The sequence below is a fragment of the Veillonella parvula genome (assembly GCF_018366295.1).
GTDB lineage: Bacteria > Bacillota > Negativicutes > Veillonellales > Veillonellaceae > Veillonella > Veillonella parvula_P.
In genome coordinates this window covers 82,069-99,509 of record NZ_JAGZIJ010000001.1, presented here as the reverse complement: position 1 = coordinate 99,509, position 17,441 = coordinate 82,069, and the positions used below count along the sequence as shown (strand labels likewise).

The 17,441-nt window shown below is 37.4% G+C and carries 17 protein-coding genes and 5 tRNA genes; 1 reads left to right on the top strand and 21 read right to left on the bottom strand.

Translation table 11 applies throughout. The features are described 5' to 3' along the window. A complete protein-coding gene (locus KHY58_RS00495) occupies positions 1–726 on the bottom strand; it encodes a segregation and condensation protein A (RefSeq protein ID WP_278471489.1) in 726 nt (241 codons plus the stop codon). Between the two features lie 168 nt (positions 727–894). Between KHY58_RS00495 and KHY58_RS00490 the strand changes: the two genes are divergently transcribed. Continuing rightward, complete coding sequence (locus KHY58_RS00490) at positions 895–2,727, top strand: phosphoethanolamine transferase (protein WP_278471488.1); 1,833 nt, start codon at positions 895–897, stop codon at positions 2,725–2,727. Positions 2,728–2,821: 94 nt separating this feature from the next. Here the strand turns inward: KHY58_RS00490 and KHY58_RS00485 are convergent, their stop codons facing one another. The 20 genes from KHY58_RS00485 to KHY58_RS00390 form a co-directional block, all read right to left on the bottom strand. After that, positions 2,822–3,277 (bottom strand): DUF523 domain-containing protein, encoded by a 456-nt coding sequence (locus KHY58_RS00485; protein WP_101928229.1) that lies wholly within the window; start codon positions 3,275–3,277, stop codon positions 2,822–2,824. Positions 3,278–3,384: 107 nt separating this feature from the next. Beyond that, positions 3,385–3,473, bottom strand: a tRNA-Leu gene (locus KHY58_RS00480). Between the two features lie 14 nt (positions 3,474–3,487). Then, positions 3,488–3,562 (bottom strand) — tRNA-Cys (locus KHY58_RS00475). A 9-nt stretch (positions 3,563–3,571) separates the two neighbouring features. Continuing rightward, positions 3,572–3,646: transfer RNA gene (locus KHY58_RS00470), tRNA-Gly, on the bottom strand. A gap of 7 nt (positions 3,647–3,653) precedes the next feature. After that, positions 3,654–3,729 (bottom strand) — tRNA-Phe (locus tag KHY58_RS00465). A 5-nt stretch (positions 3,730–3,734) separates the two neighbouring features. After that, a tRNA-Asp gene (locus KHY58_RS00460) sits at positions 3,735–3,810 on the bottom strand. Between the two features lie 50 nt (positions 3,811–3,860). Further along, on the bottom strand, positions 3,861–4,457 hold the full coding sequence (locus KHY58_RS00455) for an MBL fold metallo-hydrolase (protein WP_012864290.1): 597 nt from the start codon (positions 4,455–4,457) through the stop codon (positions 3,861–3,863). A gap of 15 nt (positions 4,458–4,472) precedes the next feature. Beyond that, entirely contained in the window at positions 4,473–5,960 is a 1,488-nt protein-coding gene (locus KHY58_RS00450) for a TrkH family potassium uptake protein (protein WP_278471485.1), read from the bottom strand. 12 nt (positions 5,961–5,972) lie between these two features. Continuing rightward, entirely contained in the window at positions 5,973–7,313 is a 1,341-nt protein-coding gene (gene trkA / locus KHY58_RS00445; protein ID WP_004697013.1) for a Trk system potassium transporter TrkA, read from the bottom strand. Positions 7,314–7,318: 5 nt separating this feature from the next. Then, positions 7,319–8,227, bottom strand: a complete 909-nt coding sequence (locus KHY58_RS00440; protein ID WP_004697457.1) for a CvfB family protein — start codon at positions 8,225–8,227, stop codon at positions 7,319–7,321. Position 8,228: 1 nt separating this feature from the next. After that, a complete protein-coding gene (gene rsfS / locus KHY58_RS00435; RefSeq protein WP_278471482.1) occupies positions 8,229–8,591 on the bottom strand; it encodes a ribosome silencing factor in 363 nt (120 codons plus the stop codon). A gap of 16 nt (positions 8,592–8,607) precedes the next feature. Continuing rightward, positions 8,608–9,729 carry an LCP family protein gene (locus tag KHY58_RS00430; RefSeq protein ID WP_278471480.1) on the bottom strand — a complete coding sequence of 374 codons (1,122 nt, stop codon included), beginning with the start codon at positions 9,727–9,729 and terminating at the stop codon, positions 8,608–8,610. A 12-nt stretch (positions 9,730–9,741) separates the two neighbouring features. Next, a complete protein-coding gene (yqeK, locus tag KHY58_RS00425) occupies positions 9,742–10,311 on the bottom strand; it encodes a bis(5'-nucleosyl)-tetraphosphatase (symmetrical) YqeK (RefSeq protein WP_278471921.1) in 570 nt (189 codons plus the stop codon). Positions 10,312–10,314: 3 nt separating this feature from the next. Continuing rightward, on the bottom strand, positions 10,315–10,929 hold the full coding sequence (nadD, locus tag KHY58_RS00420) for a nicotinate-nucleotide adenylyltransferase (RefSeq protein WP_278471477.1): 615 nt from the start codon (positions 10,927–10,929) through the stop codon (positions 10,315–10,317). Positions 10,930–11,068: 139 nt separating this feature from the next. Continuing rightward, the gene (locus KHY58_RS00415; protein ID WP_278471475.1) at positions 11,069–12,328 is read right to left on the bottom strand and encodes a glutamate-5-semialdehyde dehydrogenase; all 1,260 of its coding nucleotides are present in this window, start codon (positions 12,326–12,328) and stop codon (positions 11,069–11,071) included. A gap of 9 nt (positions 12,329–12,337) precedes the next feature. Next, positions 12,338–13,459: a glutamate 5-kinase gene (gene proB, locus KHY58_RS00410; protein WP_278471473.1), complete on the bottom strand. Its 1,122-nt coding sequence runs from the start codon at positions 13,457–13,459 to the stop codon at positions 12,338–12,340. Positions 13,460–13,531: 72 nt separating this feature from the next. Continuing rightward, complete coding sequence (gene yhbY / locus KHY58_RS00405) at positions 13,532–13,816, bottom strand: ribosome assembly RNA-binding protein YhbY (protein WP_004693176.1); 285 nt, start codon at positions 13,814–13,816, stop codon at positions 13,532–13,534. Positions 13,817–13,824: 8 nt separating this feature from the next. Continuing rightward, on the bottom strand, positions 13,825–15,096 hold the full coding sequence (gene obgE / locus KHY58_RS00400) for a GTPase ObgE (RefSeq protein ID WP_278471471.1): 1,272 nt from the start codon (positions 15,094–15,096) through the stop codon (positions 13,825–13,827). A 17-nt stretch (positions 15,097–15,113) separates the two neighbouring features. After that, positions 15,114–16,253 (bottom strand): S41 family peptidase, encoded by a 1,140-nt coding sequence (locus KHY58_RS00395; protein WP_278471469.1) that lies wholly within the window; start codon positions 16,251–16,253, stop codon positions 15,114–15,116. A 1-nt stretch (position 16,254) separates the two neighbouring features. Then, entirely contained in the window at positions 16,255–17,436 is a 1,182-nt protein-coding gene (locus tag KHY58_RS00390; RefSeq protein WP_012864280.1) for a murein hydrolase activator EnvC family protein, read from the bottom strand. Positions 17,437–17,441: the final 5 nt, after the last annotated feature.

Sequence of the window (17,441 nt, the reverse complement as noted above, 5' to 3'; positions counted from 1 at the left end):
CTACACGGCCCTCTCCAAGGTAGCAGTGAATATAATATCATCATCTTCATAGCGCATTTCCATAACTTGTTGTTTTAATAATTCTAAAACAGCCATAAAGATGGTTACCATACCACTTTTCGTTTCAATTGCTAATAATAACTCCTTAAAATATAGACATTCGCCACGATGTATACGACTAGACAAGGATATAATCATGTCCTCTAAACTATACGTATCCTTTTCAACCTTTACCTCACGAATCGTCTCTTCTTCTGGTAACTCTTTAGCTCGTTTTATAGTTTGATAAAAAATTTGATATAACTGTGAAAGTTCCAAATTATATACACTATCTAATCCAAGCACACTCGTTTCTTCAGGACGACTAAATATATTCGCAGATACAGCGGTACGCTCCATTAATAGAGATGTAATATCCTTAATTTTCTTAAATTCTACTAATTTTGCTACCAACTCATCACGTGGATCCTCTGCTTCATCAGGCTCAGGTTCAGCCTTAGGTAATAACATGCGTGATTTAATCTGTAATAAGGTAGATGCCATAACAAGAAATTCACTACTATAATGAATATCAAAATGGTTCCAATTGTCTAAATATGCCAAGTATTGACTCGTTATTTCAACGATAGGAATATCGGTAATTTCTATTTTATGTTTTTCAATGAGATGCAAGAGCAGATCAAGGGGACCTTCAAAAACGTCCAACTTGTAGTTATAATCTCCCATAAAACCCAATCCTCAGAAAAATGTTTTTAATTATATAATTATAAAGCATTTATAGTAGTACTTTCAAATAATTGTTTTTTTTACACTCATCTGCTATCTTTATTATTGTAATTATTTTATATTAAAAAAAGATACGTTATTGTGTATTCCTTTTAGAGAGGATTTATTATGTCATCGAGTGTGAGGCAAATTGGGCGAAATCCAATTTTTCGCTTTGGTATTATAGGTATTGTTTTATATATCATCTTATTTTTAATTTATGAGCCCATAACCTTAGGGCTTGATGTAGAGGATATTACGATTTTAGCTGTACCAACAATTGTAGGTACCTTTTTATTTCAATATTTTATGGGGTGTACCGTTTTCCACAGGCCTTTTTTAGGATATGGCCTAGTCGGAATCTTATGGGCACTTACCTTTCCTCTTTTATTCCATTGGTCCTATGTGAAGCCATTATACTTCTATGAATTTGCTAATGATTTTTTATTTGGCTTATTAATTTTCATGGGATTATCAGGCATTCAGTTTTTACTGAACCAAACAAATCGCTTCCATAAAACAACATCCTTAATCATGGCTATCATTTCCATGATTCTGAGCTTAATACCATTCTTACAGATCGGCTATTACATGACTACTTGGCATTGCTTAACGCCAGCCAGTCTGCTAGCCGTATATATGACCAATCCAGAAGAAGCATTTGGTTTTTTAAAGAATGCATCTGGAATACCTGGTCTTATAGCAATAAGTATTGGTCTTATCTTATGGACTTATTTATTGTACTGGTCTAACTTAGGTATGAAAGCAGTAGTAAATTTAAATACTACACGTCCTATGCGCTCAGCTATGCTTATCGCATCCCTTGTAGCTTTTTTAGTATATGTACCATTCTTCTTGTTCCCACAAACCTGTATTGTGGCGAACTGGATTGCTGCAGGCGATTATGTAAAACAAATGCAACAATATAATGATAATCACCACTTAGTATTTGATTCCTTTAATTTAGACACAAAGGAAACAGCGGTGAACAAAACACCTGGTACTATTATTCTAGTCATTGGCGAATCTAGTTCTCGAGATTATATGAAAGTATATAATCCAAACTTCCCATATGACGATACTCCATGGCAAGGCAATATGCGTTCGGACAATAAAGACTTTATTTTCTTTGATAATGCCTATTCATCGTACGTACAAACAGTACCAACCTTGGAGCGTGCACTATCTGAACGAAATCAATATGATGATAAACCATTTCTTGATTCAGCCAATATCTTAGATATTGCTAAAAAAGCAGGATACACGACTTCTTGGTTTAGCAATCAAGGTGTATTCGGTGAATATGATACAGCTATTTCATTAATGGCTAAGACTGCAGACACAACAAAATGGGCCCATGAATCTTATGCATTCTCAGATCGATATGATGAAGCTCTATTGCCATTATTAGAAACTGTAGATCCTACCAAAAACAACTTTATCGTTATACATATTATGGGTAGTCATATTTATTACAATGACCGTTACCCTCATGAATTTAGCAAGTGGAAGCAAGGTCCGTATCCTGATGGTCAAGAAGCATATGCTAACAGCCAATTATACACAGACTGGTTATTACAACAAATTTACAATTATGGCAAAGACAAATTAAACTTACAAGCCATGGTGTATTTCTCCGATCACGGTGAAAGTTTAGACAAATCGCATAACCCTGATACATTTGATTTTGTTATGACACATATTCCATTCTGGGTATACCTATCTCCACAATATCGCTCAACCTATCCACAGACTGCTGAGGTACTTGCAAAACACGAGCATCAATTCTTTACTAATGATTTGCTATACGATACATTAGTTGGTCTCATGCATGCTCCAAGTCAACGATATGATGCAACACGAGATTTTAGTAATGCTCAATATCGATTTAATCTACATAACTTAAAAACATTACTTGGTGAACAACCATTAGTAAATGATCCTGTTAATGCAAACAAGTAGTCTTTAATTAATATTGTAGCCATTATTTTTCTATTGTATTAAGTTATTCTTATATTAAAACAACTTAATATAACCAAAAAGAGATGAGTTTAACTCATCTCTTTTTTTCTGCAAGCAAAAGCTCTATATCATTTTCCGTATAAATTCTTACATTCTTTTCTAGTAGAGCCTCTACAGTACATCCATGACCATTTTTCAATGTTCTAGTAAAAGTTCCATCATAAATACACTTATATCCACAGCTAGGACTTTTCGCCTTCATCAAAGCTTGCTTGCAACCATATTTTAGTGCAATATCAACTGTTAATTGAGCACCTCTTACAAACTCATCTGTAACATCAGCTCCATTAACAGTACATATACGTTTACCCTGCCGCTCCGCAGGATCACGAGGCGTACTAAGTCCCCCTAACACTTCCGGACATACAGGTACTAATTCATAATATTCCTTTAGAGCCTCTATCGTTTCTATATAATTGTCTTTGCCATCATATCGACAAGGTACACCAAATAGGCATTCACTAATTAATAACTTAGGTTTCTTATTCATAGATTTATCTATCTCTTATATATTTATACGTAACTTATAGTAATAATTTTCACAAATCGTTTTAATTGTATATAAGAAAAAAAGACTAACCCAAAGTTAGTCTTAATTGGTGCCGAGGACCGGAATCGAACCGGTACGGTTGTTTCCAACCGACGGATTTTAAGTCCGTTGCGTCTGCCTGTTCCGCCACCCCGGCATGGGTAACGATTATGGAGGCGGCACCCAGAATCGAACTGGGGAATAAAGGTTTTGCAGACCTCTGCCTTACCGCTTGGCTATGCCGCCATATAAAATTGGAGCGGGAAACGAGATTCGAACTCGCGACCCCCGCCTTGGCAAGGCGGTGCTCTACCGCTGAGCTATTCCCGCATATAAATGGTGCCTCAGGACAGAATCGAACTGTCGACACACGGATTTTCAGTCCGTTGCTCTACCAACTGAGCTACCGAGGCATAAATGGCGACCCCGATCAGATTTGAACTGACGATCTTCGCCGTGACAGGGCGACATGTTAACCGCTACACCACGGGGCCGTAACCAAAGTACTTGCTTAGTATATCGGTTATCAGGACTTTTGTCAACACTATACTACAATATTTTTAATAAATTCTTCCTCATGTTTTAATATAGTAGATTCCCTATGTCCAGGCTCAACAATTAACTCCTTAGACAAAGTTAAAAGATGATTCAAACTCTTAATCAAATCAGCTGGATTACTGTTATAATTATCTGTATTTCCCACATTTTGTTTAAATAAAGTATCACCAGTAAATAGATGGCCTTCAATTTCTAAACAAACCGATCCAGCACTATGCCCAGGTGTATGATGAACTATTATATTAAAAGAATCTAACTGTAATTGCCCCTCTACTAAATCATTACAATGTGTATACATTTTTTTCTTATATACACTTGGTCTCCGTCGAATTAACTGTAACAATTCTTGATCTAAAGGATGTAAATAAGCGGGAATATTATAATGTGTACATACTTCATCCAAGGCTGACACATGATCACAATGACCATGTGTCAATAAAACTGCTATAGGTTCAGAATCCGCAACCATATCAATAATGTGGTTACAATGAAAGCCCGGATCAATGATTATAGATTTTCCCTCTTTGATAAGTACATAACAATTTGCTTTATAAAGCCCTAGAGGACGTTTTATAACTTCCATATAGTTCCCGCCCTCCTATAGAATACGATATCGTTTAGGAACCTCTTTTTTAATAAAATACCCTTCCCAAAACTGAGGGTGAAGCATAACTAAAATCGTAAATAACTCCAAACGACCTAGTAACATGTCTACAATAGCAATACATTTAGCAGTATCCGGCATAACATTAAAGGAATCAGTAGGACCAAAGCCACCAAACCCTAGTCCTACATTGCTAAGAAAGGCCGTAACCACTTGCATAGAATCATATGTATTAAGACCAGTACAAGTCATTAGAAAAACAGATACCACATAAATCATTAAATATAAAAATAAAAATTGCTGTGTCATCTGGATCCATTTAGTAGGCATCGGTTTGCCATTAATACGTACTACTTGAACCATATCAGGATGAATTGATTTTCGCAGATAAATTATAGAACTCTTAATCAAAATAATAAGTCGTATAATTTTTACACCGCCCGTTGTAGAACCACTACAACCACCAAAAAATGTACAAATAAATAACATCATCTGTGCTGCAGCAGGCCACAAATCATAATCACTAATAGCAAAACCACTACCAGTTTGAAGCGAAACTAAATTAAAGGCAGCATTTCTAACAATCTCTAAAGGACTAGAATAGCTAGATTGTAATGCTAGAGATATTGATACAATGGCAATACCAATAAACACTACAAGCCAGTACATACGTGTTTCAAAATCATTAATTAAAACGCGAATTCCTTTTTGAAGTGCATTGTAATACACAGAGAAATTGCCACCAGCAAGAAACATAAAGAATATAAATACGAAACAAATATAATTACTTTGTTCATAAATAAAAGCCCCTGCTGATGTCGGTGCAAATCCACCCGTGGCAATAATAGAAAAGGCATAGTTTAACGCATCAAAAGGTTCAATGCCGCCAGCCCACAGCATAAGAAAGCAAAGAGCAGTAAAGGCAATATACAACTGCCAAAGCTTGGTGGCCATTGATTGAATACGCGGCATTACAACACCAGGCTTTGGTACAGATGCCTCTGCATTAAAGAAATGTGCTGCATCTGCTCCTAAATTCTTTAAAAATGATAAGATAAGGACGATGATCCCCATCCCTCCAACCCAGTGCATAAGACCACGCCACAATACAAATGTGTTTGGTAACGTATCAACACTATAAATAATAGTTGCACCAGTTGCAGTAATACCCGAAGTGGCTTCAAATAAAGCATCAAAAGCATTAGTCAATATGCCACTCCCCAAAAAAGGTAAAGCCCCCAAAATAACCGTAAATATCCAAGTAGAGGATACAACTAAGAACCCATCACGAATACTAAAGCTTTGACTTTCACAACCGTAATAAGATAAAAGCGTCCCCAAAACTAAAGAAAGGCTTGTGGTTATAAGGAATGACCAATATGCAGTTTCAAATACGACACTATATATAAAAGGGATTAAAGTAAAAACCCCAAATATATAGAGTAGTCGACCCACTAAGGACATAACGATTTGAATTCGCATAGCCCCTCCTTACTAAGTAAGATATTTAAGCAATTTGCTTACCGATTCAGGTAATGTAAAGAGAACGATATGATCACCATCTAAAATTTGAGTATTACCACGAGGTACGATAGCTTCATTTTCCCGTAAAATTACACCTACTAAGGCCTTCCCAGGTAAACGAATATCTTTCAATTGTTTACCTGCTACAGGTGATTCATTGGTAATTTCAATTTCGATAGATTCGGCTTTACCACCTTCAAAGGTGGAAATAGATACAACCCCTTCTCCACTTCGTACAAAGCGCAAAATTTGACTTGCAGTTAATAAACGTGGAGAAAATACTACATCAATACCTACTTGCTCCATCAGCATAATATATTCTGGCCGTCCCACACGAACAACAGTTTTTGGGATGCCCATATGCTTCCCTACAAGTGCTACAAGTAAGTTAAGTTTATCATCATCTGTTAGAGCAATAATTACATCGCTATCAGCAATTTCCTCAGCTTCGAGCAAATCAAAATCAGTACCATCCCCATTGATAACCATGGCTTTATCCACTTGATTTGCCAGTTTCTCACAACGGTCAAAATCTTTTTCAATAACCTTCACAGAAAAACCAGCTTTTTCTAGTAATACAGTTAAGTTACGACCTAAGAGACCTGCCCCAATGATTACAGCCCGTTTATAGAATGTATTATAATTATGGAACCAAAGTTTCTCCACTTCAGAAACGGACTCTTTCAAACCTAGGAAAAATACACTATCATCAGCCTGTAAACGACTTTCACCATGCGGAATAATCATTTCACCATAGCGCAAAATACCAACTAATAGAACACCTTCAGGAAAGCGAATTTCTTTTAGTGGCTGTTCTAATAGAGGAAATTCATTATTCAATTTGAATTCCATAAGGCGCACAGCACCCTGACCGAACTCCTCAACATCTATAGCTGATGGTGTTTCTAAAATTTGTAGTAACTCTTGAGCTGTAACCATTTCAGGATTGATGAAAAGATCAACACCTAATTGAGCTCGTATCTCCTCATCCATATGTTCCGCCACACTATTATCACGAACGCGTGCAATAGTTGTAGGCACACCTTTTATTTTAGCTACCGAACAGGATAGCATATTAACCTCATCTGAATCAGTAACAGCAATAAACATACCAACATCAGACATATCGATTTCATTCAATAATTGAACATCACTGCCATTCCCTAAAACTAGGCTAACATCTAATGTATTTTCAAGATTATGAATGCGTTCTGGTGAGCGATCGATAACATATACATCATGATCGTCTTGAACAAGACGTTGTGCTAATGAATAACCAACCTTACCAGCGCCTACAATGACAATTTTCATCGTCTTTATTCCTCATCTTGGGACTCATCACTAACAAGAGGTGTCCATTGGCGACCTATGTCGGTAAGCAATGTCCAACCATCCTCCTGAACAATTTTTTTCTCTTTCATTAAATGCCCTAAGGCACGTTTGAACGCAGCCTTACTAATATTGAACTTATCTTTAATCAACATCGCTGAAGACTCATCACTATATGGCATCTTTCCACCGCGATTTAAAAGATATTCCATAATAATATCACCATCTGAAACAAGAGCTTTTTCCTTTGTAGGGCGCATAGATACATTGACACGACCATCATCGCGTTTGAAAGTAATACGACCTTCAATCATTTCCCCTACTTTTAACTTTCTCGTCATTTCAGAACGATGTAAAAAGGCAATCCAACGCTCAGGAGTGATAAAAAATGCCCCATCACTCGTTAAGTTATAGATAGCACCTTTTACAAGTTGACCAACCGTAGCTTCAGTAGCAGCTTTAGAGGCACGACGCATTTCATCATCTACATCCATGGAGACCGCAAAACGGCCAGATTTATCAGTATATAGACGAACCCATACCTTTTCCCCTACCTGAGGGCGACCACGCATCTCAGCATGAGGCATAAAGATACCACGTTCTGTGCCAACCTCAACGAAGCAACCAAAATTTGTCGTATTGATGACCTCAACATAACCAATTTGGCCAACCTTCATAGCTGGTAAACGCATAGAAGCAGTTAAACGCCCCTTTGGATCGCGATATAAAAATACTTCTACCTCATCTCCTATAGTAACTGGTGAAGTTTGTTGATCTTTATGAAGCAAAATATCATCATTTGTATTGCCTGTTTGACCATCTAGAAAAGCACCTTGGTCACTAGTACGCAATACTTTCAATGTGGCAATTGTATTTTCCAACAATTCTGTAGCCATATTATACTCCTTCAAATGGAACTCGACCAGCGTCATTCCACAATTCTTCTAAACCGTAGAATTCACGCAATTCATCACCACCAAAGACATGACAAATTATATCGCCAAAATCCAATAAGATCCATTCACCTTCACGATAACCTTCTCTATGCTGTACTGTTATACCTAATTCGGCTGCTTTATCTTCCATTTCATCAGCAATGCTTTGAGATTGCCTACTATTATTTGCACTAGCAATCAAAAAATAATCACCTAACATTGAAATACCTTCTAAATCAAGAATTTCAATATCTCTGCCCTTTTTATCAAATGCAGCTTGTGCAAGTTCTAATACGATTTGTTTAATATCTTCTTTCTTTTTCATTATATTGCCTCTTATCTTATCGCTTACTACCGCTCTCCTCACCTGGTTCTGTGGGCTTTGTAATAGTGCCACCATTATGTTCCGATTCAGGTGCAACTTTCGACATACTATTTGTTGGTGCAGATATAAATTGCGTCATTTCATTAGCTGGTAAATTACCCATTGTAATACCCACTAAACGTTGAGCTTCCGTAGGGTTTACCTTCCAATAAGTCGTTTCACCTATAAGCTCTTTTTCACCAGGAAGAATATAGAAGTGGATCTCTTCCTTATTAATTTTGCTCGCATTGTATACCAACTTAATAGCATCTAAAGTAGAAATATTACTATCATAATGATCCCAAATACGCCAAATATGCCATGCGTTTGTTAAGAAAAATGCATTATGCTCTTGTTCCACCCACAACTTTAAGAATCGCTCTTGTCGTTGCACACGAGTAAAGGTATCGTGTTTAGGATCAGAATATCGTAAATATGCTAAGGCATTATTACTATCTAATGTTTGATAACCACGTCGTAAATCAATATCCTTATTGCCTTCTGCATCAACATGTTCCATCGGTTGCTCTACATAAATTTGTTGATTCCCTAACACATCATTAGTTTTCTTGAAAGCATCTTGATTAACTACCACGTAGTATGGTATTGAAATATGGAACATATCCTCAATAACAGCTTTAGTAAGCTCAATACCACCTTTTTCGTAAATACCATTTAACATGGTCGCATCTGTTTGGTCACGATTATCGATTTTACTATTACTTGGAATGCCGATAACATCCAAAGTTTTTTGATCAAGATTTACAGATAATAGGAATAAGCTATCACCTTGGCTAGGATTATTGTCATCAGTGCCAATAACCAAAATATATAGAGGTTTATCTAAACCTTTTTGCTCTACTGATACAGTATTTGCGTCCTGTTTATTTCCACTATCTATCACAGCTTCAGTAACTTCAGTAGTTCCGACAATTGCTCTATATGCATATGATACGCCACTATATATGCCATATCCTATCCCACCGACCAGAGACAAAACTACAACAATAGCCAAAATGACTCTAGGCCACTTTACAGATGACTTTTGTTGACGTCTTTTTCTACGTCGGCGAGCTCTTGCTCGTTCACGCTCGTCCATATAAAAACTCCATTATTTACAAGATTTTAATACATCATTACGACCAAGAATGGTCAAAGGATAAATAGAAAGATGTTGCTCAATAAGGTGATTAATAGTATTGTCAAAACCAAGCAATACAGCTCTATCGAGATTTTCTTTAGCTACCTTTCGAAGTTCATCAACACCTGGGAAATGACGATTGGGTTCAATATAATCTGCTAAGAATATAACTTTATCTAATGTGGACATCCCTACCTTACCAGTTGTATGAACACGAATAGCTTCTAAAATTTCTGAATCGGTTATAGAAAACTCAAGTTTAGCTCGAATCATACCCGCTAATCCATGTAAAAGATTACCATTGGCTAATAATTCTTCATCAGCTTTGTAATTATTCTCCTTCACCAAATCTTGCATCTCTTTCAAAGGCATTTCTTTAGCACAATCATGTAGTAATGCCGCTAATCGTGCTTTTTCTACATCAACATCGTAAAGTTTAGCCAACTGAGTTGCAGATTCAACAACACCCAGGGTATGCTTAAAACGTTTTTTCCCCATCCATTGGCTTACCCTATGTTGTATTTCATCAAACGATAACATCATTTATTCCTTCCCATATATATGGTTTTCTTCTATATAATCTACTACACATTTAGGCAACATATAACGAACTGTCTTTCCAGACCGTAAGCGCTCTCGTAAATACGTAGCAGACAATTTCATTTCAGGCACTTCCATAACATGTATTTTTTCACGTGCTTTAGATCCTAACTCATCCAAAGTAGAATCAATAGCACTTGATCCATCTGGCCTAATAGCTCCAATAAAATGAACCTCATCTATAAGTTCATCTATAAATTTCCAAGTCGGTAATGCACGAATAGTATCCGTACCCGCAATAAAATAAAATTCAACAGTAGGACCATATAATTTTTTAAAATATTGAATCGTATCTACGGTATACGAAGGACCTTCTCGGAGCATCTCTACATCAGAAATTTCAAAATTTGGATTATCTGAAACTGCGGCCGCCGTCATAGCATACCGATGATGACTATCAATCACATCATGTTGCTTATGCGGTGGAATACGAGCAGGTACAAAGATAACTTTTTCTAAATTAAAACTTTCACAAGCCACCTCTGCGATCATGAGATGACCTAAATGAATGGGATTAAATGTTCCACCAATTATACCTATGCGACGTTTTTCTACCATAATGCGGTCACTCCCTTAATGACAATGACACAAATAATGATGAATAAGAGCAATGCCTTTCCATAGGATATCCATTCATATCGGCCCTTAGGTGTTTGAAGATATCTGAAGTATGCCCTTATAAAATAATATAGTTTCTTCACGTCCGTACTTGGCCTTCCCCAAATACAAAATATTTATAAGATGTTAAAGCTTGTAACCCCATAGGGCCTCGAGCATGGAGTTTTTGTGTACTAATGCCAATCTCAGCACCAAAGCCAAACTCAAAGCCATCTGTAAAACGTGTAGATGCATTATGATACACAGTAGAGCAATCTACTAAATTCATAAATACATTAGCACGCATAGGTTCATCTGTGATAATAGCCTCAGAGTGATGTGTAGTATACCGATTCACATGATCAATAGCTTCTTCAAGATTTTCAACGATACGCACATTTAAATCCATATCATTGTATTCTGTGCTGAAAGACTCTTCTGTTAAAGGAATTGTATTCTCCATATATTGAGCTACAGCCTCATCACCATGAATACGAACACCATATTCTAGTAGTGCTATATTAAGGCGTGGTAAAAACTCTCTAGCCACAGCTTGATGAACTAGTAGGGTTTCCATAGAGTTACATACAGATGGACGTTGAACTTTAGCATTGACTGCAATTTCTAAAGCCATCTCTAAATCAGCAAATTCATCAACAAAGGTATGACATACACCGCTGCCAGTTTCAATAACAGGAATGCTACTATCTTCTACAACACGACGAATAAGTCCAGCACCCCCACGTGGAATGATTACATCAATATATTCCCGTTGTTGTAAAAGTACTCCAACCAGATCTCGATCAAGCACCTCAACGAGTTGAATAGAGTCACCATTAATACCTAACGACTCTAAGGTATCCCGCATGATAGACACGATGATTTGATTCGTGTGAAATGCCTCCTTACCACCTCGTAAAATTGTAGCATTTGCCGTCTTTAAACAAAGAACACCTGCATCTATGGTTACATTTGGACGGGCTTCAAAGATGATACCAATAACACCAAAAGGTACTGATCGCTTTTCAATAATCAAACCATTAGGCCGAGTGATTGTTTCTATAATGGAACCTACAGGACTTTCAAGAGCAGCCACTTGACGCACCCCTTCTGCCATTTGAGCAATGCGACTAGGTGTCAAAGCCAATCGATCTATCATAGTTCGAGGTAAATTATAGTCAACAGATTTTTCTAGGTCTAACTCATTAGCCGCCATAATTTCATCTGTTTGTGCTTCTACAGCATCAGCAATTGCTAACAATGCAGAATCTAAAGTTTCTTGGTCGAGTTGGGCTAATTCAAAAGATGCCGTTTTAGCTCTCTGGCCCATATCTTTACAAATTTTTTCATACTGGTTCATAGGATTTCCTCAGTGTAATAAAACTAGATTATTACGATGTACAGCCTCATCATAGGTCGTATTAATACCCAGAATCTCGGCTATATCATTTGTATTGTGACCTTTAATCGCCTTCATATCATCAATACTATAATTAATAAGTCCACGACCAATTTCCTTATGATCATGATAAATGGAAATTGTATCACCAGGTCCAAAAGTCCCCTCTACTTCAATAATACCAGCGGGCAGAATGCTAGCACCCTTATCTAAAACAGCGCGAGCACACCCGTCATCAATCGTAATGGATCCTTTTAATCGTTTACCAAAAGCCAACCAATGATGTTTACCAGATAAACTTGCATCATGGGCTTCAAAAAGTGTCCCAATTTGTTCACCCTTACATACACGACGAACAGAATCCTCTACTTCACCTGAGGTGATAACCATTGGTACACCAGAATTTGTTGCCATATGAGCAGCTTTAATTTTTGTATACATACCCCCCGTTCCCATATTAGAACCAGCACCACCTGCAATAGCATAGGTTTCATCGTTAATTTCAGAAACAGTTTCTATCAAAGTAGCATCTGGATTGGTGGCTGGGTTAGCTGTATATAAGCCTTCAATATCTGACAAAATGATAAGTAAATCTGCATCTACAATACCTGCAACAGTAGCAGATAATGTATCGTTATCACCGATTTTAAATTCTTCGATAGCAACCACGTCATTTTCATTAATAATAGGAATAACGTTAAGTTGCAATAAAGTATGTAATGTATTACGCAAGTTAAGATAACTATGTCGTCCAGTACTATCCTCTTTCGTTAAAAGAATTTGCCCTACGGTGCGACCATATTCTCGGAACATGCGCTCGTACATATGAATGAGAATACCTTGACCTACTGCAGCAGCTGCTTGTTTTAATACGAGATCTCTAGGCTTTTCTTTAAAGCCTAAAGGGGCAAGACCTGCACCAGTAGCACCAGAGGAAACAAGAATAATCTCTTTACCTCGGTTAGCCAAATCTGATAATTGGCGCACTAATCTTTCAATACGCTCCAAATTTAAATGTCCGTTAGTGTAACAAAGCGTACTGCTACCAACTTTGACTACAATTCGTTTTGCATTAACGATAGCGCTGCGCATAGACTAACCTCCTAAGGTTGAAATTCTTAACTACGATGTATACAGATTTTTATGATTTACTAGATTATAAAATTATTTTGGCAAAATGATTTTAGGTTCTTTTTTAGCTTTATATAAAACACCATTAAAGCCAATCACTTGAACTAATTCAGCGCCAAGCATATCTGCTAAGTCTTGAAAAATTGTCTTATCTTCAGGACTATTATTATGTAATTTAACCTTAATAAGTTCACGTGCTGTAATCGCTGCACGAGCACTATCTATAACACTATCCTCTAAACCATTTTTACCAATTTGGACAACTGGTGGTATTGTAGCCGCCAATGAACGTAAATACCGTTTTTGTTTTCCTGTCATTATTACTCCTACTCTTGGAAAGTAAAGCGCTGATCGCCGATTACAACTTCATCACCGTCTTTACAGCCTTTTTCCTTCAATTTTGCATCAAGCTCCATAAAGCGCCAAATGCGTTGGAATCTACGAAGAGATTGATCATCGTCAAGATTTGTCATAGCTACTAATCGTTCAATACGTTTACCAGTAATGTAGAAAGCAGCATCATCACCGCGAGTAATGACAAATTCTACATCTTGTTTTGCTTCGTATACAACTGTATCATCATTTGCTTCAGGCTCTGGTTCGTAGTTTTCTACATAGTAGTAAGCTCGTTCCATAAGTTCTGACAAACCTTCACCACTTAAGGCGTTAATGAGAAATACTTCATAGCCTTTGTCTTCAAAATATTTTTTTGTTTCGGGAATCGTCGTGTCATCAAAGACCATATCGATCTTATTGAGAGCTACAATTTGTTTCTTATTAGCCAATTTTTCAGAGTATTTACGTAACTCTTCATTAATCGCATCAAAGTCGACCTTAGGGTCTCGGCCTTCCATACCAGATACGTCTAAAACATGAATTAAAATATTCGTACGTTCAACATGACGTAGAAAATTGTGACCTAAACCTACACCTTCACTAGCCCCTTCAATAAGGCCCGGAATATCGGCCAAAACAAAGCTACGATCTCCAGAAATTGTAACTACCCCGAGTACTGGTGTTAGTGTAGTAAAATGATAGGCAGCCACCTCTGGTTGAGCTTTAGATACTTTTCGCAAAATACTAGATTTACCTACAGATGGATAACCCAATAAACCTACATCAGCTAATACTTTAAGCTCTAATTGTAACCAGAATTCTTCACCAGGTTCACCCTTTTCTGCAAAGGTTGGTGCACGGTTAGCACTCGTTTGGAAGCGAGCATTGCCACGGCCGCCACGACCACCTTTGGCAATAACAAAGGTATCGCCATCGTTGACAAGGTCGCAAAAGATTTTTCCTGTTTCCTCATCTTTAATTACAGTTCCCAATGGAACTGGAATGATAAGAGGATTGGAACCTCGACCGTGCTTATTAGCGCTTTCACCATTACCGCCAGCCGGTGCCTTAAACTGACGTTTATATCTAAAGTCTACAAGCGTATTAATATTCTTGTCAGCTTTAAAAACAACATCTGCACCTTTACCACCATCACCACCACTAGGGCCGCCATTTGGCACGTATTTTTCTCGACGGAAGCTGGACATACCATCCCCACCGTCACCAGCTTTAACAAAGACACGCGCTCTATCTATAAACATAATTTAACTCCTATGCATTATTGCTGTAATAGCTCTAATGCCTTTTTAATTTGAATATCATCTAATGTACTAGATGGATGTACACCTTTTGGTAAATCGATTTCTACATCAGGTTTAATACCTGTTCCATCAATAACACGATCACTTGGTGTGTGGTACTTAGCAATAGTTACTTTAATTCCTTCATCATCTAAACTAGGGAAAATAGTTTGAACGGTACCTTTACCATATGTATTTGTACCTACGATAGTGCCTAATTTACGATCTTGAACAGCACCTGCTATGATTTCTGATGCACTAGCAGAGCCCTTATTAACTAAAACAACCAACGGCATAGCTACATCAGGTCCATCTGACTTATAAGTATCCTTTTTACCTGATCGATTTTGTACCGTTACGAGTGTACCTGGAGGCATAATATAGTTAGATATCTTTTCAGTAGTAGATAATAAGCCGCCTGGATTATCTCGTAAGTCTAAGACAAGAGCCTTCATACCTTGAGATTGGAGCTCTTTATATTGAGTGGCAAAATCTTCTGCAGTATTCTCTGCAAACTGACTAATACGAATATACCCAACTGTGCTAGTTAGCATTTTACTTTTAACAGTAGGCAAAACAATGGATTCACGAGTGATATCAAAATGCAACTTTTCACCATTACGCTCAATATCAAGAGCTACAGTAGTACCTGCTTCGCCACGAATACGAGAAGATGCTTCCTCTACCGGAATTTCAGTAGTAGATTGTCCATCGATAGCAATAATGTGGTCTCCAGGTTTAATTCCAGCTTTGAAAGCTGGTTGGTCTTCCATAACGCTAACAGCATATAGACCTTTATCATCAGTACCAAGGACCATACCGACACCAGCATATATTGCAGATGTTTGCATTTTCATGGACTTATATTCTTCTGCATTTAAATAAACACTATGCGGTTCTCCCAAAGAGTCAATTAACCCCTTTAGCATACCATCATAAAGGGTACTTTTAGCCATAGGTGTCATAAAAACTTGACTCGCAGTATAATAGGCTATAAATAATCTTGGCAGACCCCAGAATGAACCGGAAAGGTACCAAAATGTAAGCCACATAATAACGATGCCAGAGCCTATATATTTCAATAGACTCCATAACACCGTACGTGTATCAAATTTCATATTATAAATATCCCATAGGATCCACAGGATCCCCACTTATACGAACTTCAAAATGTACATGTGGCCCTGTACTATTGCCTGTGCTACCAGCATAGGCAATAACTTGACCCTTACCCACATCTTGCCCTTCAGAGACAGCAAGTTCAGAATTATGTCCATAAAGAGTAGACATGCCATTACCATGATCGATAACTACGGCATAACCATAGCCACCCATCCAACCCGACCAAGCAACAGTACCACCATCTGCAGCATGAACAGGTGTACCTTCATCAACACCAATATCAATGCCAGAATGATAAATTGTAGTGCCCCAAATCGGATGTGTACGATAGCCATATGGAGAGGTAATTTCACCACTTACAGGCCACCCAAGTTGACCAGACCCTTGTACCCAAGAGTAAGTTGGTGAAGATTGTTGAGCCGCTGCCGCAGCACGAGCAGCGGCACGCTCTGCTTGACGTGCTTTCAATAACGCTGTAATCTGTGCAGAAGATGCATTTAATTCTTCTACTGCTTGCATTGCTGTAGCACGATCATTTTGAGCCTTTTGAAGAACTACCTCACGTTCTTTCTTTTTTTGCTCTATTTCAGCTCGTTTTGCCGCAGCTGCTTTTTCAATCTCAACTAGTTTTGCACGAGACTGTTCTAGTGCTTGCTTTCGAGCCGCTATTTCAGCGCGCTCTTTTTTGATTTCCTCAATTAATTTAATATCAGAATCAATAATTCGTTTTAAAATTTCTAAACGATTAGCAAAGTCTGTAAAATCTTTAGATCCAATAACTACATCTAAATAACTTAAACGACCGTTAATATAAATATCACGTACACGCTTATAAAATACGGCTTCTCGCCCTTCTAGTCGCTTTTGTGCTTCAGCAAGTAATTTTTCATTCACTGTAATATCATTTTCAACAGATATACGTTGTTGTTGAATAGAATCCAATTGTTGCTGAGCCTGACGTAATTGTTCTTCGATTTGACGTAACTGTTCGGATACACTGACTATTACAGTTTCAGCATCTGCCTTTTTAGCATTTTGTTGATTAACTTGTTGTTGAATTGAATCAAGTTGATTTGTTAAATCTTCGTCCTCTGCAACGATGTATAATGGTGTTCCCAATACCACTATACCAGTCAAAATTGCCGCTACGAAGCGAGATTTAAATATACTATTATTCATAAACA

Coding starts and splice junctions, on each gene's coding strand:
- KHY58_RS00495 (WP_278471489.1), bottom strand. CDS start 726: ATGGGAGATTATAACTACAAGTTGGACGTTTTTGAAGGTCCCCTTGAT.
- KHY58_RS00415 (WP_278471475.1), bottom strand. CDS start 12,328: ATGAACCAGTATGAAAAAATTTGTAAAGATATGGGCCAGAGAGCTAAA.
- yhbY (WP_004693176.1), bottom strand. CDS start 13,816: ATGACAGGAAAACAAAAACGGTATTTACGTTCATTGGCGGCTACAATA.
- KHY58_RS00440 (WP_004697457.1), bottom strand. CDS start 8,227: ATGGCTACAGAATTGTTGGAAAATACAATTGCCACATTGAAAGTATTG.
- KHY58_RS00450 (WP_278471485.1), bottom strand. CDS start 5,960: ATGCGAATTCAAATCGTTATGTCCTTAGTGGGTCGACTACTCTATATA.
- proB (WP_278471473.1), bottom strand. CDS start 13,459: ATGCGCAGCGCTATCGTTAATGCAAAACGAATTGTAGTCAAAGTTGGT.
- obgE (WP_278471471.1), bottom strand. CDS start 15,096: ATGTTTATAGATAGAGCGCGTGTCTTTGTTAAAGCTGGTGACGGTGGG.
- KHY58_RS00455 (WP_012864290.1), bottom strand. CDS start 4,457: ATGGAAGTTATAAAACGTCCTCTAGGGCTTTATAAAGCAAATTGTTAT.
- KHY58_RS00490 (WP_278471488.1), top strand. CDS start 895: ATGTCATCGAGTGTGAGGCAAATTGGGCGAAATCCAATTTTTCGCTTT.
- KHY58_RS00485 (WP_101928229.1), bottom strand. CDS start 3,277: ATGAATAAGAAACCTAAGTTATTAATTAGTGAATGCCTATTTGGTGTA.
- yqeK (WP_278471921.1), bottom strand. CDS start 10,311: ATGTTATCGTTTGATGAAATACAACATAGGGTAAGCCAATGGATGGGG.
- KHY58_RS00395 (WP_278471469.1), bottom strand. CDS start 16,253: ATGAAATTTGATACACGTACGGTGTTATGGAGTCTATTGAAATATATA.
- trkA (WP_004697013.1), bottom strand. CDS start 7,313: ATGAAAATTGTCATTGTAGGCGCTGGTAAGGTTGGTTATTCATTAGCA.
- KHY58_RS00390 (WP_012864280.1), bottom strand. CDS start 17,436: ATGAATAATAGTATATTTAAATCTCGCTTCGTAGCGGCAATTTTGACT.
- KHY58_RS00430 (WP_278471480.1), bottom strand. CDS start 9,729: ATGGACGAGCGTGAACGAGCAAGAGCTCGCCGACGTAGAAAAAGACGT.
- rsfS (WP_278471482.1), bottom strand. CDS start 8,591: ATGAAAAAGAAAGAAGATATTAAACAAATCGTATTAGAACTTGCACAA.
- nadD (WP_278471477.1), bottom strand. CDS start 10,929: ATGGTAGAAAAACGTCGCATAGGTATAATTGGTGGAACATTTAATCCC.